This is a genomic window from Pantoea sp. Fr-CA_6 (assembly GCF_024520895.1).
GTDB lineage: Bacteria > Pseudomonadota > Gammaproteobacteria > Enterobacterales > Enterobacteriaceae > Pantoea > Pantoea agglomerans.
This window is the reverse complement of record NZ_JALNPO010000006.1, coordinates 1-26,774: the sequence shown is the minus strand read 5'-3', so window position 1 is coordinate 26,774 and position 26,774 is coordinate 1. Positions and strand designations below refer to the sequence as shown.

26 protein-coding genes are annotated in these 26,774 nt (G+C 56.2%); 5 read left to right on the top strand and 21 right to left on the bottom strand.

The genetic code is table 11. The features are described 5' to 3' along the window. Positions 1–10 precede the first annotated feature (10 nt). Entirely contained in the window at positions 11–631 is a 621-nt protein-coding gene (gene fklB, locus NR201_RS12435; protein WP_010256433.1) for an FKBP-type peptidyl-prolyl cis-trans isomerase, read from the bottom strand. 220 nt (positions 632–851) lie between these two features. On the opposite strand from fklB, the gene NR201_RS12430 reads away from it, so the two are divergent. After that, entirely contained in the window at positions 852–1,529 is a 678-nt protein-coding gene (locus tag NR201_RS12430; protein ID WP_306281360.1) for a LysM-like peptidoglycan-binding domain-containing protein, read from the top strand. A gap of 82 nt (positions 1,530–1,611) precedes the next feature. Here the strand turns inward: NR201_RS12430 and rplI are convergent, their stop codons facing one another. Genes rplI through rpsF form a run of 4 tightly spaced genes read right to left on the bottom strand, consistent with a single transcriptional unit; the run spans position 1,612 to position 3,052 of the window. Further along, on the bottom strand, positions 1,612–2,061 hold the full coding sequence (gene rplI / locus NR201_RS12425; RefSeq protein ID WP_010256429.1) for a 50S ribosomal protein L9: 450 nt from the start codon (positions 2,059–2,061) through the stop codon (positions 1,612–1,614). Positions 2,062–2,100: 39 nt separating this feature from the next. Next, on the bottom strand, positions 2,101–2,328 hold the full coding sequence (gene rpsR, locus NR201_RS12420; protein ID WP_002210155.1) for a 30S ribosomal protein S18: 228 nt from the start codon (positions 2,326–2,328) through the stop codon (positions 2,101–2,103). 4 nt (positions 2,329–2,332) lie between these two features. After that, positions 2,333–2,650 (bottom strand): primosomal replication protein N, encoded by a 318-nt coding sequence (priB, locus tag NR201_RS12415; RefSeq protein WP_010256154.1) that lies wholly within the window; start codon positions 2,648–2,650, stop codon positions 2,333–2,335. A 6-nt stretch (positions 2,651–2,656) separates the two neighbouring features. After that, positions 2,657–3,052, bottom strand: a complete 396-nt coding sequence (gene rpsF, locus NR201_RS12410) for a 30S ribosomal protein S6 (RefSeq protein WP_003855334.1) — start codon at positions 3,050–3,052, stop codon at positions 2,657–2,659. Between the two features lie 405 nt (positions 3,053–3,457). On the opposite strand from rpsF, the gene NR201_RS12405 reads away from it, so the two are divergent. Continuing rightward, entirely contained in the window at positions 3,458–3,664 is a 207-nt protein-coding gene (locus tag NR201_RS12405) for a hypothetical protein (protein WP_010256150.1), read from the top strand. 48 nt (positions 3,665–3,712) lie between these two features. Here NR201_RS12405 and yjfP read toward each other — a convergent pair whose 3' ends face one another. Next, on the bottom strand, positions 3,713–4,462 hold the full coding sequence (yjfP, locus tag NR201_RS12400; RefSeq protein WP_033758907.1) for an esterase: 750 nt from the start codon (positions 4,460–4,462) through the stop codon (positions 3,713–3,715). A 158-nt stretch (positions 4,463–4,620) separates the two neighbouring features. Here yjfP and NR201_RS12395 point away from each other — a divergent pair, with 158 nt between their 5' ends. Further along, on the top strand, positions 4,621–6,552 hold the full coding sequence (locus NR201_RS12395; protein ID WP_256849824.1) for a methyl-accepting chemotaxis protein: 1,932 nt from the start codon (positions 4,621–4,623) through the stop codon (positions 6,550–6,552). Between the two features lie 56 nt (positions 6,553–6,608). After that, positions 6,609–6,935 carry a biofilm peroxide resistance protein BsmA gene (gene bsmA / locus NR201_RS12390; RefSeq protein ID WP_033758911.1) on the top strand — a complete coding sequence of 109 codons (327 nt, stop codon included), beginning with the start codon at positions 6,609–6,611 and terminating at the stop codon, positions 6,933–6,935. On the opposite strand, the gene NR201_RS12385 is transcribed toward bsmA, so the two are convergent. The 15 genes from NR201_RS12385 to nnr all read right to left on the bottom strand — a co-directional run bounded on the left by NR201_RS12385 (position 6,909) and on the right by nnr (position 25,213). Continuing rightward, the gene (locus NR201_RS12385; RefSeq protein ID WP_256849823.1) at positions 6,909–8,537 is read right to left on the bottom strand and encodes an isovaleryl-CoA dehydrogenase; all 1,629 of its coding nucleotides are present in this window, start codon (positions 8,535–8,537) and stop codon (positions 6,909–6,911) included. The genes bsmA and NR201_RS12385 overlap by 27 nt on opposite strands. Before the next feature lie 220 nt (positions 8,538–8,757). After that, complete coding sequence (gene rlmB / locus NR201_RS12380) at positions 8,758–9,492, bottom strand: 23S rRNA (guanosine(2251)-2'-O)-methyltransferase RlmB (RefSeq protein ID WP_010256134.1); 735 nt, start codon at positions 9,490–9,492, stop codon at positions 8,758–8,760. 69 nt (positions 9,493–9,561) lie between these two features. Beyond that, positions 9,562–12,054: a ribonuclease R gene (gene rnr, locus NR201_RS12375; RefSeq protein ID WP_010256132.1), complete on the bottom strand. Its 2,493-nt coding sequence runs from the start codon at positions 12,052–12,054 to the stop codon at positions 9,562–9,564. Between the two features lie 16 nt (positions 12,055–12,070). Continuing rightward, on the bottom strand, positions 12,071–12,514 hold the full coding sequence (nsrR, locus tag NR201_RS12370) for a nitric oxide-sensing transcriptional repressor NsrR (protein WP_010256130.1): 444 nt from the start codon (positions 12,512–12,514) through the stop codon (positions 12,071–12,073). 218 nt (positions 12,515–12,732) lie between these two features. Next, on the bottom strand, positions 12,733–14,031 hold the full coding sequence (locus NR201_RS12365; RefSeq protein ID WP_010256129.1) for an adenylosuccinate synthase: 1,299 nt from the start codon (positions 14,029–14,031) through the stop codon (positions 12,733–12,735). 166 nt (positions 14,032–14,197) lie between these two features. Continuing rightward, positions 14,198–14,398, bottom strand: coding sequence for a DUF2065 domain-containing protein (locus NR201_RS12360; RefSeq protein WP_010256126.1), 201 nt, complete (start codon positions 14,396–14,398; stop codon positions 14,198–14,200). A gap of 57 nt (positions 14,399–14,455) precedes the next feature. Next, positions 14,456–15,460 carry a protease modulator HflC gene (hflC, locus tag NR201_RS12355; protein ID WP_010256123.1) on the bottom strand — a complete coding sequence of 335 codons (1,005 nt, stop codon included), beginning with the start codon at positions 15,458–15,460 and terminating at the stop codon, positions 14,456–14,458. Between the two features lie 3 nt (positions 15,461–15,463). After that, on the bottom strand, positions 15,464–16,702 hold the full coding sequence (gene hflK, locus NR201_RS12350; RefSeq protein ID WP_010699807.1) for an FtsH protease activity modulator HflK: 1,239 nt from the start codon (positions 16,700–16,702) through the stop codon (positions 15,464–15,466). 227 nt (positions 16,703–16,929) lie between these two features. Further along, positions 16,930–18,210, bottom strand: coding sequence for a ribosome rescue GTPase HflX (gene hflX, locus NR201_RS12345; protein ID WP_010256119.1), 1,281 nt, complete (start codon positions 18,208–18,210; stop codon positions 16,930–16,932). 72 nt (positions 18,211–18,282) lie between these two features. Further along, positions 18,283–18,594, bottom strand: a complete 312-nt coding sequence (gene hfq / locus NR201_RS12340) for an RNA chaperone Hfq (protein ID WP_010256116.1) — start codon at positions 18,592–18,594, stop codon at positions 18,283–18,285. A gap of 103 nt (positions 18,595–18,697) precedes the next feature. After that, positions 18,698–19,648: a tRNA (adenosine(37)-N6)-dimethylallyltransferase MiaA gene (miaA, locus tag NR201_RS12335; RefSeq protein WP_010256112.1), complete on the bottom strand. Its 951-nt coding sequence runs from the start codon at positions 19,646–19,648 to the stop codon at positions 18,698–18,700. Next, complete coding sequence (gene mutL, locus NR201_RS12330; RefSeq protein ID WP_256849822.1) at positions 19,641–21,506, bottom strand: DNA mismatch repair endonuclease MutL; 1,866 nt, start codon at positions 21,504–21,506, stop codon at positions 19,641–19,643. Before mutL ends, miaA begins: the two co-directional genes overlap by 8 nt. Positions 21,507–21,552: 46 nt before the next feature. Then, on the bottom strand, positions 21,553–23,223 hold the full coding sequence (amiB, locus tag NR201_RS12325) for an N-acetylmuramoyl-L-alanine amidase AmiB (RefSeq protein ID WP_033769796.1): 1,671 nt from the start codon (positions 23,221–23,223) through the stop codon (positions 21,553–21,555). Continuing rightward, on the bottom strand, positions 23,220–23,696 hold the full coding sequence (gene tsaE / locus NR201_RS12320; protein WP_010256103.1) for a tRNA (adenosine(37)-N6)-threonylcarbamoyltransferase complex ATPase subunit type 1 TsaE: 477 nt from the start codon (positions 23,694–23,696) through the stop codon (positions 23,220–23,222). Before tsaE ends, amiB begins: the two co-directional genes overlap by 4 nt. Continuing rightward, positions 23,693–25,213 (bottom strand): bifunctional ADP-dependent NAD(P)H-hydrate dehydratase/NAD(P)H-hydrate epimerase, encoded by a 1,521-nt coding sequence (gene nnr / locus NR201_RS12315; protein ID WP_256849821.1) that lies wholly within the window; start codon positions 25,211–25,213, stop codon positions 23,693–23,695. Before nnr ends, tsaE begins: the two co-directional genes overlap by 4 nt. Here nnr and queG point away from each other — a divergent pair. Beyond that, positions 25,212–26,351, top strand: a complete 1,140-nt coding sequence (gene queG, locus NR201_RS12310) for a tRNA epoxyqueuosine(34) reductase QueG (RefSeq protein ID WP_022623940.1) — start codon at positions 25,212–25,214, stop codon at positions 26,349–26,351. The genes nnr and queG overlap by 2 nt on opposite strands. Positions 26,352–26,774: the final 423 nt, after the last annotated feature.

The window sequence follows — 26,774 nt, the reverse complement described above, 5'->3', positions numbered from 1 at the left end:
GCGTCCGGAATTACAGAATTTCCAGCAGTTCGACTTCGAAGATCAGGGTGCTGAATGGTGGGATAGAGGCACCCGCACCGCGCTCGCCATATGCGAGGTTCTGTGGGATCACCAGTTCCCATTTTGAGCCAACCGGCATCAGGGTCAGCGCTTCAATCCAGCCTGGAATTACGCCGCTTACCGGGAATTCCGCTGGTTCGCCACGGGCAACAGAGCTGTCGAATACGCTGCCGTCGATCAGTTTACCGGTGTAGTGAACGCGTACGCGATCCTGACGTGATGGGATTGGACCCTCGCCCTGCGTAATCACGCTGAACTGCAGGCCTGATTCGGTGCTGCTCACGCCTTCACGCTGCGCATGTTCCTGCAGGAACGCCTGACCTTCTGCGGCCATGGCTTCGGTGCGCTCACGACGCACGCCTTCAGCGCGTTCATGCACTTCACGCAGTGCGCGATGAACCACATCAACCGGTACGGCCGGCGAGTTCCCTTCCAGCGCGTCGCGCAGACCCGCGAGCAGTGCTTCTGGTTGCAGACCCTGCAGACCAGATTCCAGCAACTGCTGGCCAACCTGTAAACCAATACCGTAACTTGCTTGTGCTTCGACGCTGTCGAAAGAAGGGGTAGTCATCTTCGTTCCTTTCACTCTCGGATAAATTCGAACCGGCAGCATAGCAGCGCAGGCCGCTGGCGTAAAATGCCCTGCATCGCAGATGACTTTTGCCGGGGAAAGAGAAACAATAGAGCCGTCAATTTTATCAATGCTGGCAGGCACTTCGCGCCGGTATTGCCCATACTATAACTATCGGGGGGGATCACCCCCTCTGTAGCACACGAATAAGAGAGCAAACATGGGCCAGATAGCCCCACGACGCCGCAGGATGCGTGCAAAACATCTTGTATCCCGGCTGCAGACCTGGCTGGCCGCACGCAGGCTAAAGCAGCCTGCCGGAGAGGAGGAACCCCGAATGGCTTCAGACACGTCATCCCGCCTGCCGACATGGCTTCAGCGTATCTGGCATTTTACCGACCACATTCGCTGGATGGACCCGCTGCCTGCGCTGCACCGCCGTGGCATTGTGGCCGCACTGCTGGTGATGCTGGTGGCGTTTCTCTGGCCCGCCAGCACGCTGCGCTATCCGGTCGAGCAGCCGGCCGCACCCCAGACGGAGAAAGAGGTGCCGATGCAGGCGGATATTTATGAGAACAACAGTAGTCGCCAGCCGTCATCCTCACCGTCTCAGCAGACGCCAAAAGCCGATTCTCAGGGCGAGTGGCGCAATCTGACCATCGCTTCCGGTCAGACGCTGGCGCAACTGTTTCGTGATAATAGTCTGCCGGTCAATGATGTGTTTGCGATGGCGCGGGTGGAAGGCAGCGATCAGCCACTCAGCTCACTGAAAAGTGGTCAGCAGGTGAAAATCCGTCAGGATGCGCAGGGGGCGGTAACAGGTCTGACGGTGGAGGGCGCAAACGGTCCGGTGCTGTTTACACGTCAGCCAGACGGCAGCTTTATTCGCGCGCAGTAACGCGAACAGCGGCGATTGAAAGGCACAAAAACAAAAACGCCGGCACAGGGCCGGCGTTTGTGTCGTGCTCAGTTAATAAAGATTAACCAGCAACTACTTTCACGTTCAGTTTCGCGAATACTTCGCTGTGAACCTGGAAGCTTACTTCATGCTCACCGGTAGTGCGCAGAACGCCGTTCGGCAGACGAACTTCGCTCTTAGCCACTTCAACGCCAGCTGCAGTCACTGCATCAGCGATGTCGCGGGCACCGATTGAACCGAACAGTTTACCTTCATCGCCCGCTTTAGACGTGATGGTTACAGTGCCCAGTTCATTGATTTTCTCAGCGCGTGCAGTTGCTGCAGACTGAACGTCAGCCAGTTTGGCTTCCAGTTCAGCACGGCGTGCTTCGAAGAACTCAACGTTTTTCTTGGTAGCAGGAACAGCTTTGCCCTGTGGTACCAGGAAGTTACGAGCGTAGCCCGCTTTAACGTTAACCTGATCACCCAGGGTGCCAAGGTTTGCTACTTTATCAAGCAGAATAACTTGCATTACCTTATCCTCTTAAAGTCGTTAATGGACAGTTGCCGATTACTGATGACGATCAGTGTACGGCAGCAGAGACAGGTAACGCGCACGCTTGATGCAGCGAGCCAACTGACGCTGGTATTTTGCACGAGTACCGGTGATACGGCTCGGGACAATTTTACCGCTTTCGGTAATGTAGTTTTTCAACGTTGCGATGTCTTTGTAATCGATCTCAACAACGCCTTCCGCGGTGAAACGGCAGAACTTGCGACGACGGAAATAACGTGCCATTAGGCTAGTCTCCAGAATCTATCAATTCAATCTGCTCGGCATGGAACACCACTTTGCTCTGGCCATTTCGTGCCTGATGGCAACTAATGAAACCGTCGAGTGTGAGTTGCGTGCCGACCGTTATATGTTGAGTAATCACCTGATGGGCGCTGCCGCTGATAATAACCGGCATACGACACCAGGCTTGCCGGTGAAACCCGGCCTCCTCCTGCACTGAGCGGTGCTCAAGCACGAACTGACAGTGAGGAATTCCTGACGGGCTAACTCTTCGAACCGGCGTCTTGCACACAGTGCCAGACAGGCGAAGTCGATTAACCGTCACGATGGATTACTCTTCAGAATCCCCAGCATCTGACTCATCAGCGGATTCGTTAGCAAAATCTTCGCGACGATCACGACGCTCATCTTTCGCTTTAACCATCGGCGATGCTTCAGTTACCGCGTTTTTAACGCGCATAACCATGCTACGGATAACGGCGTCGTTGAAGCGGAAGTTCGTTTCCAGCTCATCGATCGCTTCCTGCGGCGCTTCAACGTTCATCAGAACGTAATGCGCTTTGTGCAGTTTATTGATCGGGTAAGCCAGCTGACGGCGGCCCCAGTCTTCCAGACGGTGAATCGTGCCTTCTGCACCAGTGATAGCACCAGTGTAACGCTCGATCATGCCAGGAACCTGTTCGCTCTGGTCAGGATGAACCATAAATACGATTTCGTAATGACGCATCGAAATTGCTCCTTACGGATTATTCAGCCTCCTGTCGGGGTCAACCGCGGCCCATGGAAGCAAGGAACGTTATAGGCTGTGTCCCACAAAGGTTCGTTGTGACGAGCGTTTGTGGGACACAGCCTGAGAATGCGGCTGAAAAATTGACGCGTAATCATACTGGCGGCGACGGCTAAACTCAAGCGCACATTTCAACAAATGCCATCCGGCGTGCCATATACGGTAGCTTTTCGTGCTAATCATGTGAATACAGCGCGTTAAGCGGGAAAGGTTCAAAAAAGCTGATTAAGAGGTTCAGGCGGACGATCTGGCGATAATGTGCACAGTCGCTAAACTTAATGCAGACGCTACGGTTTGGCTTATCGGCGTCTAACAGAGTGTGTTCCCTGAAGTGAGGAGTCGGGCATGAAAACGTTCGTCATCGCCACTTTACTGGGTCTCTTCCTGTCTCCACCCGCTCTTGCCAGCAATGCTGACTGTGCGCAGCAGATAAGAAGTCACAGCAGCGAAGCGGCATCGGGTTATATCTATGTTAATCGGCTGGATGCGCCACAAAAGAACCCGGTCAACGCGCCTGCCAGAGCAGCAGAAAAATCGTCTGCGCACTGGTAAGTGCTGGTAAATTTACGGGCGGCAGATCCACTCTCCGCCCGCTCATTTTTATAGCTGCTGTTTAAAAAAGCTGACCAGCGCCGTCAATGCTGATGGCGTGATCTTATGTCCAATCTGTTTTTCAGACAGCGAAGTCAGATGCTGCGCCAGCCCGTTGTCACGCAGCGCCCTCTCCAGCCGGACGCTCTCCGCCCAGGGCACCACCTCATCCGCCTCACCATGCCACAACAGCAGCGGACGGTTTGCCAGGGCCTCCAGCCGGTTGCAGGGATCGTAGTCCGCCAGCGGTGCCATGCGGGCAGCAAACTGCGCTTGCTGCTCAGGCGTGTCGGCCACCAGCGGCGGAAAGAGCGACTGACTGAGCTGCATAAAATAGCCCGATCCCATCAGGCAGGCGACGCTCTGAATCTGCGGATAACGTGCCATCGCGCCCAGCGCCGTCATGCCGCCCATCGACGCGCCCGCCACCGCAAAACGCTCGCCGGCGATCAGATCGTCAGCGCGCAGCGCCGATTCCAGCTGCGGCAGCTCATCAATGTTCTGTTTCAGAATCTCCCAGAAGCGGCCAAGGCGTGCATCGGCATCACCGTGATAGCGCGCGCCGTGCAGATCTGCATCCGGCATCACCGCCCGGAACCCCGCCTGTGCCAGCGCGACAGCGAAGTAGGCGTAGACCTCTTTTGAAGAGGTAAAGCCGTGATAAAACAGCACGGTAGGCAGTGGCTGATGCCGTTGTCCGGCAGGCGTGGCGTGCAGGCATTCGATACCGGCCAGCGTTTCTGTGGTGAGTTCAATCATGGTCTCTCCTGAGAAGGGGCAAGGCGTGCCGATTGAGTGTACGTCTGCGGGTTAATTTACGAAATCCCCTGCTGCGTTTAGTCGCCAGATTTCGGCCTAAACTTTTCCCGCGCTTTGCCGTTGATGTTGTGTCCCCCTAACTTGATCAAAGGTAATTTATGAAGCGTCTCTCTCTCAGCGGCCTGAGTCTTGGAGTTAAGCTGTCTGTACTGACGTCTCTCAGCGTAGCGTTATTGTTGCTGGTTCTGACGCTAACCCAGAGCCACACCGCTTCGCGGCAGCTGGAAAATCTCGCCATCGATGACATGCAAAACCAGGTGCAGGGCATCAGTGAAATGGCCACCATGTTCAACGCCACTCTCACCGAAGAGGTGGCTCACTACACCAGTCTGTTTACCAGTTTCCTGCCTAAGCGTTTTAGCCTGGATGAAGGCTCCCGGGTGCAGGTCGGTGCCTTTTCGACGCCGGTGCTGCGCGCCGGGTTAAAAACGCTGAACCTCGACCAGACCGCGGTAGACGATTTCACCGAACGCACCGCCGCCGTGGCGACCATTTTTGTGCGCGACGGCGATGATTTTATCCGTATTTCCACCTCGCTGAAAAAGCAGGATGGCAGTCGCGCAATCGGTACGCAGCTTGACCGCAACGGCGCCGCCTGGAAAAGCGTCCGTCAGGGCGACGTCTATCAGGGGCTGGCGACGCTGTTCGGCCATCGCTACATCACACAATATCAGCCGGTAAAAGATGAGAGTGGCAAGGTTGTCGCCATCCTGTTTGTCGGCGTTGGCATTGATAAGCAGTATGCGCTGATGCGTGAAAAAATCCTGGCACGCAAGCTGGGTGATAGTGGTCATTTCTTTGTGCTCAACGGCACCCCCGGTAAGACGCAGGGAGAGTATCTGTTCGATCAGCACAACGAAGGAAAACGACCTGCCTGGGATAGCGCGACACTCCAGCCGCTGCTGACTCAGCCGCAGGGCATGCTGCAGGCAGAGATCAACGGCGAGCACCAGATTCTGGCCTGGCAGCAGCTGCCGGGTTGGAACTGGGTGATCGCCGGCGAAGTTAACCGTGAAAGCCTGCTCGCCCCGATTACGCATAGCCGTAACCTGTTCCTGATAACCGGACTGATTCTGGTGGTGGTCTTTGCGCTGGGGTTTGTCTGGTACAGCCGTCGGGCGATTACCCGTCCGTTGCAGCAGGTGATCCATCTGGCGGAGCAATATGCCGCCGGGAATCTGCAGGTCCATATGGATACCCAGCGTCGCGATGAAGTGGGCCAGTTGATCGTTGCGATCAACGGCATTGGCGATGGTCTGGAGAAAATCGTCAGCCAGGTACGCGGCGCGGCGCAGGAGATCAGCGACGGCACAGACACCATCGCGGCCAGCAGTCATAACATCAGCGAGCAGATCGGGCGTCAGGCCAGCAGCGTGGAGCAGACCTCTGCCAGCATGGAGCAGTTTGGCGCGACGGTTGAACACACCGCAGACAGCCTGCGTCAGGCGATGTCACTGGTGGCCGAAGCCAGCGATATCGTCAGTCACGGCAGCCAGACGGTGGTGCGCTCGGTCAACACCATGTCGGCGATTAAGGTTTCATCACAAAGCATTGCTGATATCACCCACGTGATTGAGTCGATCGCCTTCCAGACCAATATCCTGGCGCTGAACGCCGCCGTTGAAGCGGCACGTGCCGGGGAACAGGGCCGTGGCTTTGCCGTGGTGGCCGCAGAAGTGCGTGCGCTGGCACAGCGTTCTGCGCAGGCCGCTAAAGAGATTGATGGACTGATTGCGACCTCCATCAGCAACGTGGCGGAGGGCCATCAGTTATCTGAGCAGACGCGCGATGCGATGAGCGACATTGTGACCCACATCGAGCAGGTGCAGGCGCTGATGGGCGAGATCAACGTGGCGGCGCAGCAGCAGGCGGCAGGCATCGGCCAGGTTAATCTGGCGATGAACCAGATCAGCCAGGCGACTCACCAGAACAGCGAACTGGTGACACAGGCGGAAAACAGCGCGCAGAACCTAAGTGATAAAGGGCATCACCTGACCCAGCTGGTCAGCGTATTCAGCCTTAAATCCTGACGTCATTCAGGGCGATGGCATACACTTAATGCTTCGTCCTGAAAGAGGGTTTTGCTATGCGTTTCGCTTATTTACTGGTGATAAGCCTGCTGCTGGCAGGCTGTTCCGCGCTTGAGACCACGCCAAAAGCACCGCCCGCGCCGACGCAACAGGCGCAGGAGATTTCACGGGCGCAGAGTGGCGGTTTGCCAAAGCTGGGCAATATTACCGTTAACGTGCGCGGCTCACCGGATGATGCCGGGCGGGCCGTGGCCACCCGGGCTAACCAGGCCGGTGCGGCTTACTATCAGATCGTGGCGCTGAGTGAAACGGTAATGCCCGGTCTCTGGTACGCCAGCGCGATTCTTTACGGCGCATCACCTGCCACAGGCACGGGCCAGTAAACGGTCTGTGATTGCTGCCTCAAGGGGGCGGGAGCCACGCCGATCGAGCCACTGCTGGCACCATGCATCCGCCAGCGGCGGTTCGCCATATTTCAGTAGCTGAGCGCCGGTCGCAAGCTGCAGCAGCGTGCGGGTCACCTCGCGCGCCTGCTCTTCGGGGACTTTGCTCATTCGCAGCCGTAACTGACGCCAGCGCGCATCGAAATGACGATTACTCCCTTTCACCGCTTCAAATTCCTGACTCAGCATCTCCGAAACCTCTGCCTGACGGGTGAGCACGCGCAGTACGTCAAGACACATCACGTTGCCCGACCCTTCCCAGATGCTGTTGACCGGTATGTCACGATAGAGGCGCGGCAGCTCGCTCGCTTCGCAGTAGCCGATGCCCCCCAGCACTTCCATCGACTCCGCGACGAACGGGGCACCCGCTTTGCAGATCTGATATTTTGCAGCCGGAGTGAATAAGCGGGCAAACGTGACCTCATGCGGTTTTGCCGGTTGTGACCAGGCGCGCGCCAGCCGCATCAGCAGTGCGGTTTGCCCCTCCAGCTGCAGCGCCTGCTGTGCCAGAACCTGACGCATCAGCGGCTGATCCACCAGGTTTTTCCCCATCACCTGGCGCTGATGTGCATGCCAGAATGCCACCGAGAATGCACGCCGCATCTGACCATGACTGCCGAGTGCGCAGTCGAAGCGCGTCATACCGCCCATTTTAAGGATGAGCCGCACGCCTTCGCCCTCTTCTCCCAGCAGCCAGCCGGTCGCATCGCGAAACTCCACCTCACAACTGGCATTTGAGCGATTACCCAGCTTATCTTTAAGCTGCTCAAGCTGGATGGCGTTGCGTGACCCATCAGGCAACAGGCGCGGCAGGAAGAAACAGCTTAATCCGGCGGGCGTCTGCGCCAGCACCAGATGCGCATCGCTCTGCGGCACCGAGAAGAACCATTTGTGGCCGGTCAGCCGGTAGGCTTCACCCGGGCCGCGCGCCCCCAGCGGCTCGGCCCGGGTAGTGCTGGTGAGCAGATCGCTGCCGCCCTGTTTTTCCGTCATGCCCATACCGATCAGCAGACCCCGCTTCTGGTCGCCGGGCTGCGCATGGGTGTCGTAACGATCGCTGAGCAGCGGATCGAGCCAGCCTTCAAACGCGGCGGGCAGATAAGTCTGCAACAGTGGAATGGCCGCGTGCGTCATGGTCACCGGGCAAAGCGTGCCCGCTTCAACCTGCGCATGCAGAATAAAGCGCGCAGCGCGCGCCACGCTGGCCTGTTCACGTACTGTGGGATGCCAGCTGAGATTATGCAGGCGGCTGGCGCAGACACCCTGCATCAGCAGGTGCCAGGCGGGGTGAAAACGGACTTCATCCATCCGTACGCCGCGGGCGTCGTAGCGCAGCAGTTCAGGTGGCTCCGCGTTGGCGAGCCGGCCCAGTTCCAGCGACTCGGCGCTGCCCAGCTGTCGGCCTACCGAAGCCAGCCACTCCCGATCCCATCCGGCGCCTTCGCGTGACAGTGCCTCGCCGAGCGGCGTATCAGACAGGAACAGGTTGCTGTTGCTCAGAGGATGGGGCTGATTAAAAACGGTGTGTGTTGTCCAGGTCATAACCACTCCTCGCGGATGTCACTCAGTAAGTATACCCGTCGTCTTTCAAGCTGCATTTTTGTTGGCTGCGTTCACTCACCCGAATCACTTACTCATGTAAGCTCATCGGGATTCGTTCTCTTGCCGCCTCAATGCAACCCGAAATCCTTTGGGTATATACGAATGACGCGCAGTTATGCCTGGTACAGGAACTAATTTGTGGCGAGGATCACATCGGGGATCAGGCGTTGCGCTGACGCACCGCTTCAAACAGGCAGACACCCGTAGCAACCGAGACATTCAGCGAAGAGACGCTGCCCGCCATCGGAATGCTGATCAGCTCATCGCAATGCTCACGGGTCAGACGACGCATGCCTTCCCCTTCCGCGCCCATCACCAGCGCCATCGGACCGGTCATTTTGCTCTGGAAGACGGTATGGTCAGCTTCACCTGCGGTACCGACAACCCAGATGTTGTACTCCTGCAGCAGACGCAGGGTACGTGCCAGGTTGGTGACGCGGATCAACGGCACATTCTCTGCCGCGCCGCTGGCCACTTTTTTGGCCGTTGCATTCAGGGGCGCAGAGCGATCTTTCGGCACGATAATCGCGTGCACACCGGCCGCATCGGCACTGCGCAGGCAGGCACCCAGATTGTGCGGATCGGTGACCCCGTCCAGCACCAGCAGGAAGGGTTTCTCCAGGCTCTGCAGCAGATCCGGCAGGTCGCCTTCCTGATACTGACGACCCGGTTTTACCCGCGCCACAATACCCTGATGCACACCGCCTTCAACCTGGCTGTCGAGCCACTTGCGCTCGGCCAGCTGAATCACGACCCCCTGAGCTTCCAGCGCGGCGACCACGGGTTGCAGGCGACGATCGTCGCGGCCTTTGAGGATAAAGACTTCCTGGAAACGTTGTGGATCACGTTCCAGCAGCGCCTGCACGGCATGGATACCAAAAATAATTTCGCTCATCGATCTGCTCAGTGTTTGGAAATGAATGAATGACCGCCCTTTCTCAGTGAGAAAGGGCGGGTGCGCGCATCAGTCAGGCTGCGCCTTTTTTCTGGCGCGCTTCGCCCGGGTGGCGGCGGCGATTTTACGGGTTTTTTCCGAGACGTTTTTACTTTTATTCTCGGTATTTGCAGCGGCGGGCTTGCCCTTGTCGCCCCGGAAAGCGGCGTCCGGCTCGAAGTTGGACTTCTTGCTCGCATCACGACGGCGTTTCGCTGGCGCTTTGTCGTCACGCTTCGCCCGGTCGCGTGCGGTTTTGCCTTCACCACGTACCTGACGCTGGCTGGAGATCAGGGCAAAGTCGATTTTACGCTCATCCATATGGACGGCTTCAACACGCACTTCAACCGTATCACCCAGACGATAGGTGCGACCGCCCGATTCACCGATCAGACGCTGACCTACCGGGTCAAAACGGTAGTAATCGTTGTCGAGCGTCGAAACGTGGACCAGACCATCAATGAACAGATCGCTTAAGCGTACAAAGAAGCCAAATCCGGTCACGCTGGAAATGACGCCGTTGAAGACGTTGCCAACCTGATCCTGCATGAAGTCACACTTGAGCCAGTCCGCGACGTCACGGGTCGCTTCATCGGCGCGGCGTTCGGTCAGGGAACAGTGCAGGCCCAGTTGCAGCATCTGCGGCATGTCGTAGTGATAGCCGCCGGTTGCTGTCGTCATATCTTTGGCGACGCTGCGATCTCTCGGCATCAGGTATTTAATGGCGCGCTGTACCAGGCCTTTACCTTCGTCCTGCTCTTTTGCCAGCAGATATTTGATGGCGCGATGCAGCGTCAGATCCGGATAACGACGGATTGGCGAGGTAAAGTGCGCATACGACGAGAGCGCCAGACCAAAGTGACCGCGGTTTTCCGGATCGTAAACGGCCTGCTTCATCGAACGCAGCAGCATGGTTTGCAGCATTTCCGCATCAGGACGATCGGCAACCTGCTTCAGCAGCGCCGCATAGTCGATTGGCTGCGGTTTATTGCCGCCAGGCAGGCTCAGTCCCAGCTCGTTGAGCACGGTACGGAAGCTCTTGATGCTTTCGTCGGTCGGGCGATCGTGATCGCGGAACAGCGCCGGTTCCTGATTTTTCTCAACGAAGCGTGCCGAGGCGATGTTCGCCAGGATCATGCACTCTTCGATCAGCTTATGGGCGTCATTACGTGACACGCGCTCAACACGCTCAATACGGCGCTCGGCGTTGAAGATAAACTTCGCCTCTTCCGTTTCAAACGAGATACCGCCGCGCTCTTCACGAGCGGCTTCCAGCGCATGATAGAGGTTGTTCAGCTCTTCAAGGTCTTTAACCAGCGGCGCATACTGCTGGCGCAGCTCTTTGTCGCCCTGCAGAATGTTCCAGACTTTGTTGTAGGTCAGACGCGCATGGGAGTTCATCACCGCTTCGTAGTGCTTGAAGCCGGTCAGTTTACCTTTGGTCGAGATGGTCATCTCGCACACCATACAGAGGCGATCGACCTGCGGGTTAAGCGAACATAAGCCATTCGACAGCACTTCCGGCAGCATCGGCACAACCTGCGACGGGAAGTAGACCGAGGTTCCGCGCTGATGCGCTTCGTCATCCAGTGGGGTGCCAGGACGGACGTAATAGCTGACATCCGCGATAGCTACCCACAGACGCCATCCGCCACCGCGCTTCTTCTCACAGTAAACAGCATCATCAAAGTCACGGGCATCTTCACCATCGATGGTGACCAGCGGCAGCTTACGCAGATCGACGCGGCCTTTTTTGGCCTCTTCCGGGACTTCTTCTTTCAGTTTGCTGACCTGAGCTTCCACTTCCGGCGGCCAGGTGTGCGGGATTTCATGCGTACGCAGCGCCATATCCACGGCCAGGCTGGTACCCATATCATCGCCCAGAATCTCGGCGATTTTACCGATCGCTTTGCTGCGACGGTTCGGACGCTGGACCAGCTCAACCACCACCACGGAACCCATACGGGCATTCATCGTCTCTTCAGGCGGGATGAGGATGTCAAAACTCAGGCGACTGTCGTCCGGTACCACGAAGCCAGCACCGGCATCGGTAAAGTAACGGCCAACGATCTGATTGTTGCGGGGTTCCTGCACCCGGACCACTCGCGCTTCGCGGCGGCCTTTGCGATCGGCACCCAGCGGCTGCGCCAGGATCACGTCACCGTGCATACAGAATTTCATCTGTTCTGCGGAAAGGTAGAGGTCATCTTTCTGACCTTCTGCCCGCAGGAAGCCGTAGCCATCGCGGTGGCCAATGACTTTACCGCGCAGGAGATCAAGACGTTCTGGCAGGGCATAACACTGACGGCGGGTGAACACCAGCTGACCATCACGCTCCATGGCGCGAAGGCGGCGACGCAGCGCCTCAAGGTGTTCTTCTTCCTGCAGATTCATCTCTTCAGCCAGCTCTTCGCGGCTGGCCGGTTTTTCACGTTTTTCTAACAGAGCCAGAATAAATTCACGGCTCGGAATAGGGTTTTCGTATTTTTCAGCTTCTCTATCCTGAAAAGGATCTTTTGACATAGCGGTTCCTCCGATGTCATTTAATATTTATTTCCACCGGCGATCTGGACAAGATGATCTCATAAAGTGGTGTATTTCCTTCGACCAGATCTGCCAACGTATAGCTATCCAGCTCCTGCAAAAATCGCTGCACCGCATCATGTAACGCCTGCTTCAGACGACAGGCTGGCGTGATGGAACAGGACGCACAATCCACTAATTGTAGTGGTTCCATCTTACGTACCACATCGCCAATGACAATCTGACGAGCTGGCATACCCAGACGAATGCCCCCGTTTTTACCACGCGTTGCGGCGACATAGCCCGCCCGGCTCAGCTGATTGATAATTTTGACCATATGATTACGGGACAAACCATAAGTGTTCGTCACTTCCGTAATATTGGTCTGCTGACCTTCCGGCAACGATGCCAGATAAATCAGTGCCCGTAAGCCATAATCAGTAAAACTCGTGAGCTGCACAGTAACCTCAGTGAACCTTCAGGCGCGGCATGACCTTATTCGCCCTGTGATTGATGCCAGGATTAAATCGGATCGCCATTCGATTAGCTACGATGATAAACCAGAGTCTGTCTGGCCGTGCGCTTTTTTAAGCCAGCAGAAGGTTTGACAAGCGAAGGGAGGTTAAGTGGCATCAAAGAATGGAAAAACAAGGGCCGGACAGCGTCCGGCCTGAATGATTACGCGTCGAACGGGTCGCGCAGAATCATTGTTTCACTACGATCAGGGCCGGTTGAGATGATATCAATCGGCACACCCGTTACCTCTTCCACACGCTTGATGTAGTCACGCGCAGCCTGAGGCAAACCTTCCAGCGTCTTGACGCCAAACGTTGTCTCACTCCAGCCTGGCAGGGTTTCGTAGATCGGCTCAATGCCTTCCCAGTTCTCTGCCGCCAGTGGCGTGGTGGTCACTTCGCGGCCATCAGGCATACGATAAGCCACACAGATCTTCACCTCTTTCAGGCCATCCAGCACGTCCAGCTTGGTCATGCAGAAACCTGACAGGGAGTTGATCTGGACCGCGCGGCGAACCGCTACCGCATCCAGCCAGCCGGTACGACGACGACGACCGGTGGTCGCGCCAAACTCATTACCCTGCGCACAGAGGAATTCGCCGGTTTCATCGAACAGCTCGGTCGGGAACGGGCCTGCGCCAACGCGGGTTGAGTAAGCTTTCACAATACCCAGCACGTAGTCGACATAGCGCGGGCCAATGCCTGAACCGGTCGCTACGCCACCTGCGGTGGTGTTGGATGAGGTCACGTACGGATAGGTACCGTGATCGATATCCAGCAGCGTACCCTGCGCACCTTCAAACATAATCAGATCGCCACGCTTACGCGCGACGTCCAGCAGTTCAGAGACGTCAACGACCATGCCAGTGATGATGTCAGCAACTTCCATCACATCACTCAGCACTTTATCGAAGTCGACTGCCGGCTCTTTGTAGTACTCCACCAGCTGGAAGTTGTAGAAATCGACCACTTCTTTCAGCTTGGCCGCAAAGGTTTCTTTGTTAAACAGGTCGCTGACGCGCAGGGCACGGCGAGCGACTTTATCTTCATAAGCCGGTCCGATGCCACGCCCCGTGGTACCAATCGCTTTGGCGCCACGAGCACGTTCACGCGCCATATCCATCGCAACATGATATTGCAGGATCAGCGGACAGGCTTCAGAAATCAGCAGACGTTCACGTACCGGGATCCCGCGCGCTTCCAGGCCTTTCATTTCTTTCATTAAGGCTTCAGGAGAAAGCACTACGCCGTTACCAATGATGCTGGTGACGTTATCGCGCAGAATGCCAGAAGGGATCAGGTGGAGGACGGTTTTTTCACCGTTGATGACAAGCGTGTGGCCCGCATTGTGGCCGCCTTGATAACGCACAACGTAATTCGCGCGCTCAGTCAGAAGGTCTACAATCTTACCTTTACCTTCGTCACCCCATTGGGTGCCCAGTACGACGACGTTCTTACCCATTTCTCAAAATCACCGATTGCTTAAAAAAGGATTCTACCATCTGATCCCGTGGTTTTCAGCACTTTTAGCATACGATTGCGCGCTTTTTTGCCTGAGTTTTGATCACTACAACATGTTGGGGATAATAGCGTTGAAAGGCACAATTTAGCCGGTCTGAACGTCAGCCTCAGAGGTTGCCGTGCAGGCTGAGCATGCAGTAAATCACCATGCCAGCAACGACCAGTCCTCCACCAAAGCGGTGCAGCAGACGATCGGGCAACCGCGTCATCGTCAGGATCATGCGTCGCCAGGCGCGCGGCATAAACATTGGTCCCAACCCTTCCAGCACTAACACCAGCGCCAGCGCCATCCAGATGCTTGTTTTCATTCTGATACCCAAAAAAAAGGGCCGACAACATTGTCGGCCCACAGGTTATATCAGTTCTTAGCGTGTCGCGTTAGAGGGCGCCTTCATATATCGGAAGAAGTCGCTATCCGGGCTTAACACCATCACATCCTGATCGCTATTGAAGCTGTTTTCATAGGCACGCAGGCTACGAATAAAGGCGTAGAAGTCAGGATCTTTGCTGAACGAATCGGCAAACAACCGCGCCGTTTCCGCATCACCGTCACCGCGTGTAATCAGCGCTTCACGCTGGGCTTCAGCCAGAGTACGGGTGACCTGGTAATCGGCCTGGGCGCGCAGTTTTTCCGCCTCTTCCTGACCCTGTGAACGCTGGCTACGCGCTACCGCTTCACGCTCAGCACGCATACGGTTAAAGATCGCATCAGACACTTCAGTCGGCAGGTTGATCTGCTTGATGCGAACATCCACCACCTGAATACCTAACGCCGCCATACTGTTCGGGTTTGGTGCTGGCTCGCTGCTGTTGGTTTCACGCTCGACACGGGCCGCTGCACTGGCAATCGCGTCATCAGCCGCAGGGGTTGCGATTTCATCATCGTTGCCTGCAGAGCCGGTATTCAGCGCGTCACGCACATCGGTGGTCAGACGACCACGAGAGTCCGTTACGATATCTTTCACATCCAGACGACCCATCTCAGAACGCAAGCGGTCACTGAACTTACGTTTCAGCAGCACTTCCGCCTGAGAGACATCACCGCCACCGGTGGCCAGGTAGTAGCGACTGAAGTCGCTGATACGCCACTTGATGTAGGAGTCCACGATCAGATCTTTCTTCTCTTTGGTGACGAAGCGATCGGCCTGGTTATCCATGGTCTGGATACGCGCATCCAGCGTTTTAACCGTTTCCAGGAATGGAATCTTGAAATGCAGACCCGGCTCAAACACCTGCGGCTTGTTTTCGCCATCGCGCAGGACTTTACCGAAGCGCAGAACAATGCCTCGCTGCCCTTCCTGCACCACAAACAGGGACGCATAGAGCGCCACCAGCACGACAATGATTAAAAATACTATTGGCTTACGCATCGATTACTCTCTCCCTTCGCGCTGGCTGTCGCTGCGCTGAGCATTTGCCCGACGCTGATCCATGATATTGTCCGGACTGTATGACGACGTTTCATTGCGGCTGGCACTGCTATCGGAGCGCGCAGGCAGCGAAGAACCATTCGCGCCTTTCTGACCATTCTGGCCCGATGAAGTCTGACCGCCACGCATCAGTTGATCCAGCGGCAGCACCATCAGGTTATTACCCCGATCGTTAACCAGTACTTTGCGGGTATGGCTCAGCACACGCTCCATGGTCTCGATATAGAGACGCTCTTTGGTGATTTCGGGTGCAGCTTTATACTCAGGCAGAATCTTGGCGAAACGCGCCACCTCACCCTGCGCTTCCAGCACGGTACGCTCTTTGTAAGCGCGTGCCTCTTCCAGAATACGTTGCGCCTGGCCGTTAGCACGAGGCTGAACTTCGTTGGCGTAAGCTTCGGCTTCACGAACGTACTGCTCGCGGTTTTCGCGTGCGGCAATCGCGTCATCAAATGCAGACTTCACCTCTTCCGGCGGACGTGCAGCCTGGAAGTTGACGTCCAGCACCGCGATTCCCATGTTATAAGGGCGAATCGTCTCGTCGATTTCACGCTGGGTATCGCTACGCACCACGGTACGACCTTCGGTCAGGATGCGGTCCATGGTAGAGCGACCAATCACGCCGCGCAGTGCGCTGTCGGTAGCCTGACGCAGGCTGTCGTCCGCGCTGGTCACAGCATAAAGATAACGTTCCGGATCGGTCACGCGGTACTGCACGTTCATCTCCACGCGTACTACGTTCTCATCCGAAGTCAGCATGACGCCAGAAGCAGCCAGTTCGCGCACCGATTCAACGTTAACCGCACGCACCTGATCAACGAATGTCGGCTTCCAGTTCAGGCCGGGTTCGACCAGATGACTGAATTTACCGAAGCGCGTCACCACGCCACGTTCCGCTTCTTTGATGGTGTAGAAACCGCTTGCAGCCCAGATGACTACAGCAGCAACAGCCACGATACCAACAATTTTGCCACCGCTGCCGGAGCCGCGCTGACCGTTGTCGTTCTGTTTGCCACCGCCCAGTCCACCAAGCTTCTTGCTCAGCTTACGGAAGATATCATCCAGATCAGGAGGCCCGGATTCCCGTCCTCCCTTATTCCCCCCAGAGTTGCCGCCTTGATTATTGCTGCTTCCCCACGGGTCGCGGTCCTGTCCGTTATTTCCGGGCTGATTCCACGCCATGTTTCTACTCCATTTATTGTAATTACGATTTTTACCCTTCAGCTTTCGGATTGCAGCGGTGTTGGCTGCCTTCGCTCACCCTGGTCACTTACCTGCGTAAGTTCCCGGGGATTCACTCAGTTGCCGCCTTGCTGAAATCCAAAATACTCGGGTAACGCCAGCGTATTCGGGTCTGCAAAGAAAGTGCGACAATCTTCAATTTTTAAGGTAAATGCGTTTGGGCAATATCAAACAATGTAACTGGTCAGCGACGGTTCCTGCTTACATAAACGCATCCACTCAATAATGGGCATACGTATCTGCAATCCTACACTGCCGTCTTCTTCATTCCACTCTTTCTCAATCGCCTGCAGCTGATAGAAACGGCTGCGAAGTCGCCCCGCTTCCGGTGGCAGACGTAATGCGTGCTGGGCTATTTCACCCGCCAGACGCTCAGACAGCGCCTGCCATAGCAACGGAATGCCTGCGCCTGTCTGGGCGGAAAGCCAGACGCGGATTGGCAGGTTTTCTTCGTTACGATCGATACGCGGTTCGAATCCGTCGAGCATATCGATTTTATTCATCACCAGTAACGTCGGGATTTCGTCCGCTTCAATCTCTTCCAGTACGGCATCGACGGCGGCGATATTTTCCGTGACGCGAAGGTCAGCCCCATCAATCACGTGCATTAACAGCGTCGCCTGACGTGTCTCCTGCAGCGTGGCTTTAAAAGCGGCAACCAGGTCGTGAGGAAGATGGCGAATAAAGCCTACCGTGTCCGCCAGTACCACGTCCCCGACATCAGCAACATTCAGACGACGCAGTGTGGGGTCGAGCGTCGCAAACAGCTGGTCTGCGGCAAAGACATTGGCGGAGGTCATGGCGTTAAAGAGGGTCGACTTGCCGGCGTTGGTGTAACCCACCAGCGAAACCGTTGGCACATCCGCTTTGGCGCGTGACTGACGTCCCTGCTCACGCTGTTTTTCAACTCGCTCAAGACGAGACAAAATCTGACTGATACGGCCGCGCAACAGCCGGCGGTCCGTTTCTAACTGCGTTTCACCCGGGCCACGTAAACCAATCCCGCCTTTCTGGCGTTCAAGGTGGGTCCAGCCGCGCACCAGACGTGTCGCAAGATGGCGCAGCTGTGCCAGCTCAACCTGCAATTTACCTTCGTGGGTACGTGCGCGTTGGGCAAAGATATCCAGAATTAAACCGGTGCGATCAATGACCCGGCATTCGCACAGGCGCTCGAGGTTTCTTTCCTGAGCGGGCGTAAGGGCATGATCGAATAATACGACCGATGCTCCTGTTGTTTTTACCGCATCGGCAATTTCAACGGCCTTTCCTTCACCGACAAAATACTTGGGGTGTGGCGCTTTGCGGCTGCCAGTAACCACTTGCAGCGCCTCAACGCCAGCAGAAGAGACCAGGGTTTCAAACTCCTGCAAATCTTCTACTTCTTTGTCTTGGGAGAACCAGATGTGTACCAGTACGGCCTGCTCACCGGCTTCATAACGGTCAAACAAGCTATAACCTCGCTAAATAAAAGACCAGGACGGAAAACCGCTGTTCTCCGTTCCTGGCTGTACGGTGACGCGTTATTCTGCGTTATCACCGTCTTGTTGTGGCTGTGGCTGCGCAGTTGTGTTGCTGCCGCCATGATGGTAATTGTTGCTGCCGCCACCGGTATTATTGCTATGGTGAGAAACCGGGCGTGAAGGAACAACGGTAGAAATGGCGTGCTTATACACCATCTGACTCACCGTGTTTTTCAACAAAATGACGAACTGATCAAATGACTCAATCTGACCCTGCAACTTAATACCGTTAACCAGATAAATCGAAACCGGAACACGTTCACGACGCAGTGCGTTCAAAAACGGGTCTTGTAATGATTGCCCCTTAGCCATTCTATCTTTTCCTTATATGCTTGTTGTTTGTTGCAAGTAGAACCTATGGTTCTGAAAAAACTGCGTAAAAATTTGCGCACGATAACCCATCAATTGTACACAATCACCCATGCTTCGCACTAAGAACCTGTAACACTGTATCACGCGCCAGCCGGGGCTCGTCACTGTCAAGCCAGTGAACATTTTCCCAACCGCGTAACCAGGTCATCTGTCGCTTAGCAAGCTGCCGGGTTGCGCAAATTCCCCGATAAACCATCTCGCTGTAATCGATTTCGCCCGATAAATAAGACCACATCTGACGATAGCCAACACAACGAATGGAAGGCATGTCCGTATGCAAATCACCTCGTGCAAAAAGGGCCCGAGACTCCGCTTCAAATCCTGACGCCAACATCTGCTCAAAACGCAACGCGATGCGCTGGTGCAGCAATTCACGGCTCGCGGGGGCGATGGCAAACTGTTGCACGTCGTAGGGTAACGCTTCACCGGATGTTTTTGTCAGTTCCGTTAAAGTTTTACCCGAAATAAAAAAAACTTCCAGTGCTCGCGAAAGTCTCTGCGGATCATTCGGATGAATACGACTGCCGGCAACCGGGTCGATTTCACACAGCTGGCGGTGTAAAGCTTCCCAGCCTTTTTCACGCGCCGTTTGCTCTATCCGCTGACGAACGTCGGGATCGGCCGAGGGCAACGGCGACAATCCTTCAAGTAACGCCTTGAAGTAGAGCATGGTTCCACCAACAAGCAACGGTATTCGTCCGGCTTCAACGATATCCGCCATTTCTGCTAAAGCATCCCGCCGGAACTCCGCTGCCGAATAGGCTTCAGCGGGATCGCGAATGTCGAGCAGACGATGGGGTGCCACTGCTAACTCCTCAGCCGACGGTTTCGCCGTACCAATATCCATCTGACGATAGATTAAGGCAGAGTCTACGCTGATTAGTTCCACTGGTAACCGCTTACGCAATTCAATTGCTAAAGCGGTCTTGCCAGAAGCCGTGGGTCCCATCAAAAAAATAGCCTTTGGCCGGCCAGCCTGGTTTAATTCACTCATGCTTCAACGCGTTGATCGCGCTCTCAATCTCTATGGGCTGTAATAAGCCTGAAGGCGGCGATTTCAGCAGCTGTGGGCAAAGCCGTTCAAGCTCTGCCAGCAGGTTGATCGCCTGTGAGTGATTCCAGTCGGAGGACTCTGTATCCTGACGCCGCGCCAGCCACTGGGCCAGTTTCGTCGCAGAGATCTCCTGCTGCCGGGCGAGATAGCCTAACAGCTCAGGAATCAAGATTTGTAAATTTTGTGTTCGTAACGGTAAAGGCACCGCGCGTAAGGTCACGTGGTCACCTTCGGGCTGAAGATCAATACCCATCTGATTGAGCAGGCTGCTCTTTTCTTTTGCGGCCTGCCGTTCATCCAGGGCGATTTTGAGCCGCACCGGAATCAGCAGGGGTTGCGGTTTAAGCCCTTCCTCACCCGGTTCAAGCTGCGCCTGTTTCAGCCAGCGCGCCGCGACCGGCAGCGCCATCAGCATTAACTTCTGATCCTGCTCCAGCAGCGCATAGTGGTTTTGCAACACGGTCAGTACCCGGCCAAAGCTCTGGGCATGCGCGGCCAGCGGCGAGGGTTTTTCGGCCGGACGCGGTGCCGGTTCACGGTTTTTTGGCGGCGGCGTGGCGCTGACAGGCGTTTTCAGCAACTGCTGATAAACCGCGCCTTCACGCTGACGATACACGTTCTCTTTGTTTTGCCAGGCCGGCGCCGCTGCGGGCGGTGTTTGCCGCGTGGAGGCTGAAGATTGATTCTCGCTGGCGGGGGCTGAAGGCTGCGCAAAATGATTCCCCCCCGCCGCCTGACGGTTTTCCGGCTGCCAGCGCGGTGCGGCTTCTTCTGCCTGCAGCGCAGGCAAAATGGGTGACGCTATCGCCTGTAACGCGCTGACCACGCCCTGATAAATAAAATCATGCACCAGGCGTGACTGATGAAAACGCACTTCATGCTTGGCCGGGTGAACGTTGACATCCACCTGATGCGGATCGATCTCCAGATAGAGCACGTAAGCGGGCTGCTGGTCATCCTGGAGCTGGGTCTGGAAAGCCTGGCGAATAGCGTGATTAATCAGCTTGTCGCGCATCATCCGGCCATTGACGTAGCAATATTGTAACTCGGTGACCTGGCGCGAACCGGCGGGATCGGCGACCCAGCCGCGCAGCGAGAGATCATCATGCTGCCAGTCAATTCGCAGCGCATGCTGAATAAACGTGGTGCCGCAGATAGCCGCCAGTCGCCGTTCGCGCTGGCTCTCCTCGCTGACCGCCCGATACTGACGCATCATTTTGCCGTTGTGGCTCAGTGAAAGCGCGACATCAAAACGCGCCAGTGCAATACGACGGATCACTTCGTCGATATGACCGAACTCGGTTTTCTCTGTGCGCATAAATTTGCGGCGCGCCGGGGTGTTATAAAACAGATCCAGCACTTCGAGCGTGGTCCCACACGGATGCGCAGCCGGTTTAACCGTTACCGTCATATCACGCCCTTCCGCATAGGCCTGCCAGGCTTCGGTTTGATCGGCGGTACGTGAGGTTAAGGTCAGGCGGGAGACAGAACTGATACTGGCGAGCGCTTCACCGCGAAAACCCAGGCTCATGATCGCTTCCAGATCATCCAGTGAGGCGATTTTACTGGTGGCGTGTCGGGCCAGCGCCATCGACAGCTCGCTTTTCACGATGCCGCAGCCGTTGTCACGGATGCGGATAAGCTTTGCGCCACCCTTTTCAATATCAACGTCAATGCGCGTTGCACCAGCATCCAGGCTGTTCTCCACCAGCTCTTTTACAACCGATGCAGGACGTTCAACCACTTCACCCGCCGCAATCTGGTTTGCAAGTTGGGGCGGTAAAATTTGTATCGGCATGGTTTTCCTTTTAGCTGGCCGCCCGGCGCAGCGGCCGGGCAAACAATCAGGATGCAGGGATTTTCAGGTTCTGCCCCAACATGACGTTGGTCGATTTCAGATTATTGGTCTGCATTATCGCTTTCGGGCTGACGCCATAATGTGCGGCAATGCCGGTCAGTGAATCCCCCACAACCACTTTATGACGCACAACGCCGCGTGGCGTGGCGCGCGTGGTGCGGCTAGCGGCCGCACTGGCCGGCACTTTCAACCGCTGTCCGACCCATACCACATCCCGCTTCAGGGTGTTCATTTCACGCAGGGTCGACATGCTGACGCCATACTTCGCGGCAATCCCGGAGAGTGTCTCACCGCGCGTAACCGTATGGCGCTGAGTTACGCCGGTATATTGCGTCACCCCGGTCGCCGGGTTGCTGGCGACGTTAACCGCTGGCGACGAGCCCAGCGGCCGGTTTTCCTCCTTTGGGATGGATTGCAGCGGGTGCGCCAGGAAATAAGTGCGCAGACCTTTATAGATCGACTGCGCAATCTTATCCTGGTGTGCGCTACTGCCAAGCAGTCGCTCCTCCGAGGAATTACTGATAAAGCCGGTTTCCACCAGCAAAGAAGGAATATCGGGTGAACGCAGCACGCCAAGACTGGCATGCTCAGGCAGACGTTTATGCAGCGATGTCACGCTGCGCATCTGCTGCAACACTTTCTGGGCGATGTCATAACCGACCCGCTGCGAGTGACCGAATTGCAGGTCAAGTACTGCCTGGCTGAGGTAGGGGTCGGCCTGACTGTTAGCCAGCAGGTCACCTGCGCCGCCCAGCAGCTCAGACTGTTTCTCTTTCTGCTCCAGCCAGTTAGCCATCTCGTTATTGGCCCGGCGGTTTGATAATACCCAGACCGATGCACCGGTCGCCGCATGGCTCGGCGCAGCGTCAGCATGAATTGAAACCAGCACGTTGGCGTTGGCTTTACGCGCCACGTCGGAGCGGCCCATAACCGAGATAAAATAGTCGCCATCACGTGTCAGGACGCCTTTAAACATCGGATCGTTATTCAGCAACACCCGCAGTTTACGTGCAATTGCGATTGTGACGTTCTTCTCTTTCAGTCCGCGCTGCCCGATAGCGCCGGGATCCTGACCGCCATGTCCGGCATCAATCGCCACAATCACGGTATCGTTCTGGCTGACGGCCCGGCCAGGACTCACGGTGCTGGCTGTGCTGGTCACGGACGTCACCGGATTCGAATTAAAGGGGTTCGCCGCTGCGGCACTCTGGGTGGGCACGCGCGTCGGGGCCGTTACCGGCGCAGGCACACTGCGCGTAACAGCAGGCGGCTTACCGGTAATGGTGAAGACCACGCTGTAGCTGTTGCCATTGCGCTGGGTGACCGCCCGGGTTTTACCCGCCTGCGTCAGCTCAAACACCAGCCGCACGCTCTGTTTATCTTTCGGGGTGCTGGTGCGAATTCGCTTTACGATGTTTTCGCCGCTGAAATTTAACGGCAGCCCCTGAACCACGCCGCTCTGGCGCACATCAAGCACCACACGGTCAGGATTGCGCAGCGGGAAGAAGCCATAGACAGGTTGTCCGGCAAAGTTCAGGGTGATGGTTGCCTGGCTGTCGCCATTAGCGACTTTGATATCCGACAGGGTGGCGGCAAACAGGGGTGTACAGACCAGCAGCAACAGTGTCACCAGCGCTATTTTCATCCGTGACATCATGCCTGATCCCTGCCCTGACCAAATTGTTCAAGCCATTGCTGGCCCGACGAGGATTGTGCCGTCAGTTCCGCTTCACGCGCCTCACCCACGTAACGCAGCGTTAGCGTGAGATCGGGCGGCGGCAGAAAACCGGCGCCCTGCTGCGGCCATTCAACCAGGCAGATAGCATCGCCGCTGAAATAGTCGCGGATGCCCATGAATTCAAGCTCTTCAGGATCGGCAAGACGATAGAGGTCGAAGTGATAAAGTGTGCGGTCGTCCAGCGTGTAAGGCTCAACCAGCGTGTAAGTAGGGCTTTTGACGTTGCCCTGATGGCCCAGCGCCTGCAGAAAGCCGCGGCTGAAGGTGGTTTTACCCGCCCCCAGATCGCCATAGAGATAAATCACTGCCGCGCTGCCACAGGCGCGCGCCAGCTGAGCGCCCAAACTGAGCGTAGCCGCCTCATCGGGCAAAGAGATAACACAGGTCTTCATGCTTCTTTATTCATCTCAGGATTAACAAACTGCCACAGCAGATCCAGTAAATCAGTTGCCAGCATACCGCGCGTACCACGTTCCGCAGCGACCGCATCGGCCGCGGCACCATGTGCAACGCAGCCGGCGCAGGCCGCATCAAACAGCGTCAGTTTCTGGCCCACCAGCGAGGCGATGATTCCACTCAGGAGATCGCCCATACCGCCGGAGGCCATTCCGGCATTGCCCACGTCAGCAAAGGCCATTTCACCTTGCTCGCTGGCAATCAGCGTACCGGCGCCTTTCAGTACCACTACGCCACCATAACGCTGCGCCAATGTCTGCGCTGCATGTAAGCGGTCACTCTCAATTTCACTGGTCTCGGTATTCAGCAAACGCGCCGCTTCTCCAGGATGCGGCGTAATAATGCGATTCTGACGTTTCTCCGCACTGATTGCCAGCAGGTTAAGTGCATCCGCGTCCCAAAGCATCGGCTTTTCACTGCTCGCTACCCGCTTCAGCGCACGCTTTCCCCAGTCGCGCTGACCCAGACCGGGCCCTATCGCAATGACATCGGCCCACTCCAGCGCCTCCGTCAGGCGCTCATCGGTCAGTTCATCGACCATAATTTCGGGCCGGGCGGTCAGGATCGGAATAATATTATCTTTGTGAGTAAGTACTCGCACTAACCCACTACCGCTGCGCAACGCCGCTTCTGCCGTCATCCGCACCGCGCCAGCGGTACCGGCATCGCCCCCCACTACCAGCAGCCGGCCATGACTGCCCTTGTGCGAGGTTGGTTTGCGCGGCTTGAGCCAGCGGGTTAATGCGCTGGCATCATAACGCGCGATGGGAGCTACTTCGCCCGCCAGAAAAGCGGCCAGGCCGAGATCGGCATAGTAAAGCTCTCCAATGTAATCTCGCGCTTTGCCAGTGATCTGGCCCGGTTTAAGAGCGACCACACTCAGCGTATGGCTGGCATTAATTACCTCACCGGGCGCGGTGCCATTGCGGGCTGATAAACCGGAAGGCATATCAATGGCAAGTTTCGGCGCCGCATGAGCGTTCGCCTGCTGGATCAGCGTGGCATAGGGTTCTTCGGGCGCACGATGACTGCCGGTTCCCAGCAGCGCATCCACAATCACATCGATCTGCTCTGGCCAGACCGCATCGGCCGCATGAATTTCACCGCCCGCATCCAGCCACGCGTCCCGTGCACGCTGCGCCTCTTCCGGCAACGCTTTTTCACTTTCGCACGCCAGCAGCGTAACGGTTTTGCCCGCCGCCTGTCCCAGTCGCGCCAGCACATAACCATCGCCACCGTTGTTGCCGTGACCACACAGAATCAGCCAGTGGCTGGCCTCTGGCCAGTGCGCAGTCAGATGCTCGTAAGCGGCCTGTCCGGCACGCTGCATCAGCTCATACAGCGTAATGCCGAGCGCATCGGCCCCCTGTTGCTCAAGCTGGGCCACAGCCTGCGCAGGCCAGACAGAATATGGTAAACTGCGGCTGTTTTTCTTCGAATCCTGGTTACTCATGTCATACCCTCTCGATCTTCATCAATTCGCACAACAGATTAAACAGTGGGGATTGGATCTCGGCTTTCAGCAGGTCGGCATCACCGATACCGATCTCAGTGCGGAAGAGCCGCGCCTGCAGGCGTGGCTGGATAAGCAGTATCATGGCGAGATGGAGTGGATGGCGCGACACGGCATGATGCGGGCGCGTCCTCATGAACTGCTGCCCGGCACGCTGCGCGTTATCAGCGTTCGCATGAACTACCTTCCGGCCAAAGCCGCCTTTGCCAGCACGTTGAAAAATCCCCAGCTGGGCTATGTCAGCCGTTATGCATTAGGTCGTGATTACCACAAAGTATTGCGCAATCGACTGAAAAAGCTCGGAGAAATGATCCAGCAGCATTGTGGCGAGCTTAATTTTCGCCCGTTTGTGGATTCGGCCCCGCTGCTTGAGCGGCCGCTGGCGGCCAAAGCGGGACTCGGCTGGACCGGCAAACATTCGCTGATACTGAATCGGGAAGCAGGCTCATGGTTTTTCCTCGGCGAACTGCTGATCGATATTCCGCTGCCGGTAGATACACCGCAGCAGGAGCAGTGTGGCCGCTGTGTCGCCTGCATGACCATCTGCCCCACCAGCGCGATCGTTGAGCCCTACGTCGTGGATGCCAGGCGCTGTATTTCCTATCTCACCATTGAGCTGGAAGGCGCGATCCCGGAAGAATTTCGCCCGCTGATGGGCAACCGGATATATGGCTGTGATGACTGCCAGCTGATCTGTCCGTGGAATCGCTATGGACAACTCAGTGACGAAAGCGACTTTTCACCGCGAGCGGCGCTACACGCCCCTGAGCTGATCGATCTGTTTCAATGGGATGAAGCGAAGTTTTTACGCATCACTGAAGGCTCAGCGATTCGCCGCATTGGTCATTTACGCTGGCTGCGTAATATTGCAGTGGCGCTGGGTAACGCGCCCTGGTCGCCCGAAATCGTTCAGGTACTGGAACAACGACTCGGTGAAAGTGACCTGCTGGATGAACATATTCTGTGGGCAATCACGCAGCAGCAGCAGAAACGCGAGCAACTCGTGGTTGAAGTGCAACCTGCCCAGCAGAAGCGCCTGGTTCGTGCAGTAGAGAAGGGTTTACCGCGTGATGCGTGATTGAACAGCTTGATCGCGAATTATCGTTTTCCACATGCTGTGAATAAAAATAAAAAGCTGTTGTCATTCAACTGCAACAACGCTGATTTTGCTGTTAGATAACAAATTGAAATATTTTCATAATGATAAATATCAACAACTTATATAAAAGTTGTGTTTATTTAATAATGAGGCTATCGCTTCGGTTAACCTGCAAGGTTGTGGATAACTCTGTTCAAAAGCCATTTACAGATCGCCGTAACAGGCGCAGATGATGGGGTGCAGTGCTGTGGATAACCTTCATGAAACAATCAAAATCACGCGACGTAAAACAGTCGGATAACGGACTGAAATGAGGGTGATGTTAAATCTGGAGCGGGAAACGAGACTCGAACTCGCGACCCCGACCTTGGCAAGGTCGTGCTCTACCAACTGAGCTATTCC

Bases quoted from the DNA above. Each gene is read 5' to 3' on its own strand.
- fklB (WP_010256433.1), bottom strand. From the start codon at position 631: ATGACTACCCCTTCTTTCGACAGCGTCGAAGCACAAGCAAGTTACGGT.
- NR201_RS12430 (WP_306281360.1), top strand. From the start codon at position 852: ATGGGCCAGATAGCCCCACGACGCCGCAGGATGCGTGCAAAACATCTT.
- rplI (WP_010256429.1), bottom strand. From the start codon at position 2,061: ATGCAAGTTATTCTGCTTGATAAAGTAGCAAACCTTGGCACCCTGGGT.
- rpsR (WP_002210155.1), bottom strand. From the start codon at position 2,328: ATGGCACGTTATTTCCGTCGTCGCAAGTTCTGCCGTTTCACCGCGGAA.
- rpsF (WP_003855334.1), bottom strand. From the start codon at position 3,052: ATGCGTCATTACGAAATCGTATTTATGGTTCATCCTGACCAGAGCGAA.
- NR201_RS12405 (WP_010256150.1), top strand. From the start codon at position 3,458: ATGAAAACGTTCGTCATCGCCACTTTACTGGGTCTCTTCCTGTCTCCA.
- yjfP (WP_033758907.1), bottom strand. From the start codon at position 4,462: ATGATTGAACTCACCACAGAAACGCTGGCCGGTATCGAATGCCTGCAC.
- NR201_RS12395 (WP_256849824.1), top strand. From the start codon at position 4,621: ATGAAGCGTCTCTCTCTCAGCGGCCTGAGTCTTGGAGTTAAGCTGTCT.
- bsmA (WP_033758911.1), top strand. From the start codon at position 6,609: ATGCGTTTCGCTTATTTACTGGTGATAAGCCTGCTGCTGGCAGGCTGT.
- NR201_RS12385 (WP_256849823.1), bottom strand. From the start codon at position 8,537: ATGACCTGGACAACACACACCGTTTTTAATCAGCCCCATCCTCTGAGC.
- rlmB (WP_010256134.1), bottom strand. From the start codon at position 9,492: ATGAGCGAAATTATTTTTGGTATCCATGCCGTGCAGGCGCTGCTGGAA.
- rnr (WP_010256132.1), bottom strand. From the start codon at position 12,054: ATGTCAAAAGATCCTTTTCAGGATAGAGAAGCTGAAAAATACGAAAAC.
- NR201_RS12365 (WP_010256129.1), bottom strand. From the start codon at position 14,031: ATGGGTAAGAACGTCGTCGTACTGGGCACCCAATGGGGTGACGAAGGT.
- NR201_RS12360 (WP_010256126.1), bottom strand. From the start codon at position 14,398: ATGAAAACAAGCATCTGGATGGCGCTGGCGCTGGTGTTAGTGCTGGAA.
- hflC (WP_010256123.1), bottom strand. From the start codon at position 15,460: ATGCGTAAGCCAATAGTATTTTTAATCATTGTCGTGCTGGTGGCGCTC.
- hflK (WP_010699807.1), bottom strand. From the start codon at position 16,702: ATGGCGTGGAATCAGCCCGGAAATAACGGACAGGACCGCGACCCGTGG.
- hfq (WP_010256116.1), bottom strand. From the start codon at position 18,594: ATGGCTAAGGGGCAATCATTACAAGACCCGTTTTTGAACGCACTGCGT.
- miaA (WP_010256112.1), bottom strand. From the start codon at position 19,648: ATGAGTGAATTAAACCAGGCTGGCCGGCCAAAGGCTATTTTTTTGATG.
- mutL (WP_256849822.1), bottom strand. From the start codon at position 21,506: ATGCCGATACAAATTTTACCGCCCCAACTTGCAAACCAGATTGCGGCG.
- amiB (WP_033769796.1), bottom strand. From the start codon at position 23,223: ATGATGTCACGGATGAAAATAGCGCTGGTGACACTGTTGCTGCTGGTC.
- tsaE (WP_010256103.1), bottom strand. From the start codon at position 23,696: ATGAAGACCTGTGTTATCTCTTTGCCCGATGAGGCGGCTACGCTCAGT.
- queG (WP_022623940.1), top strand. From the start codon at position 25,212: ATGTCATACCCTCTCGATCTTCATCAATTCGCACAACAGATTAAACAG.
- nnr (WP_256849821.1), bottom strand. From the start codon at position 25,213: ATGAGTAACCAGGATTCGAAGAAAAACAGCCGCAGTTTACCATATTCT.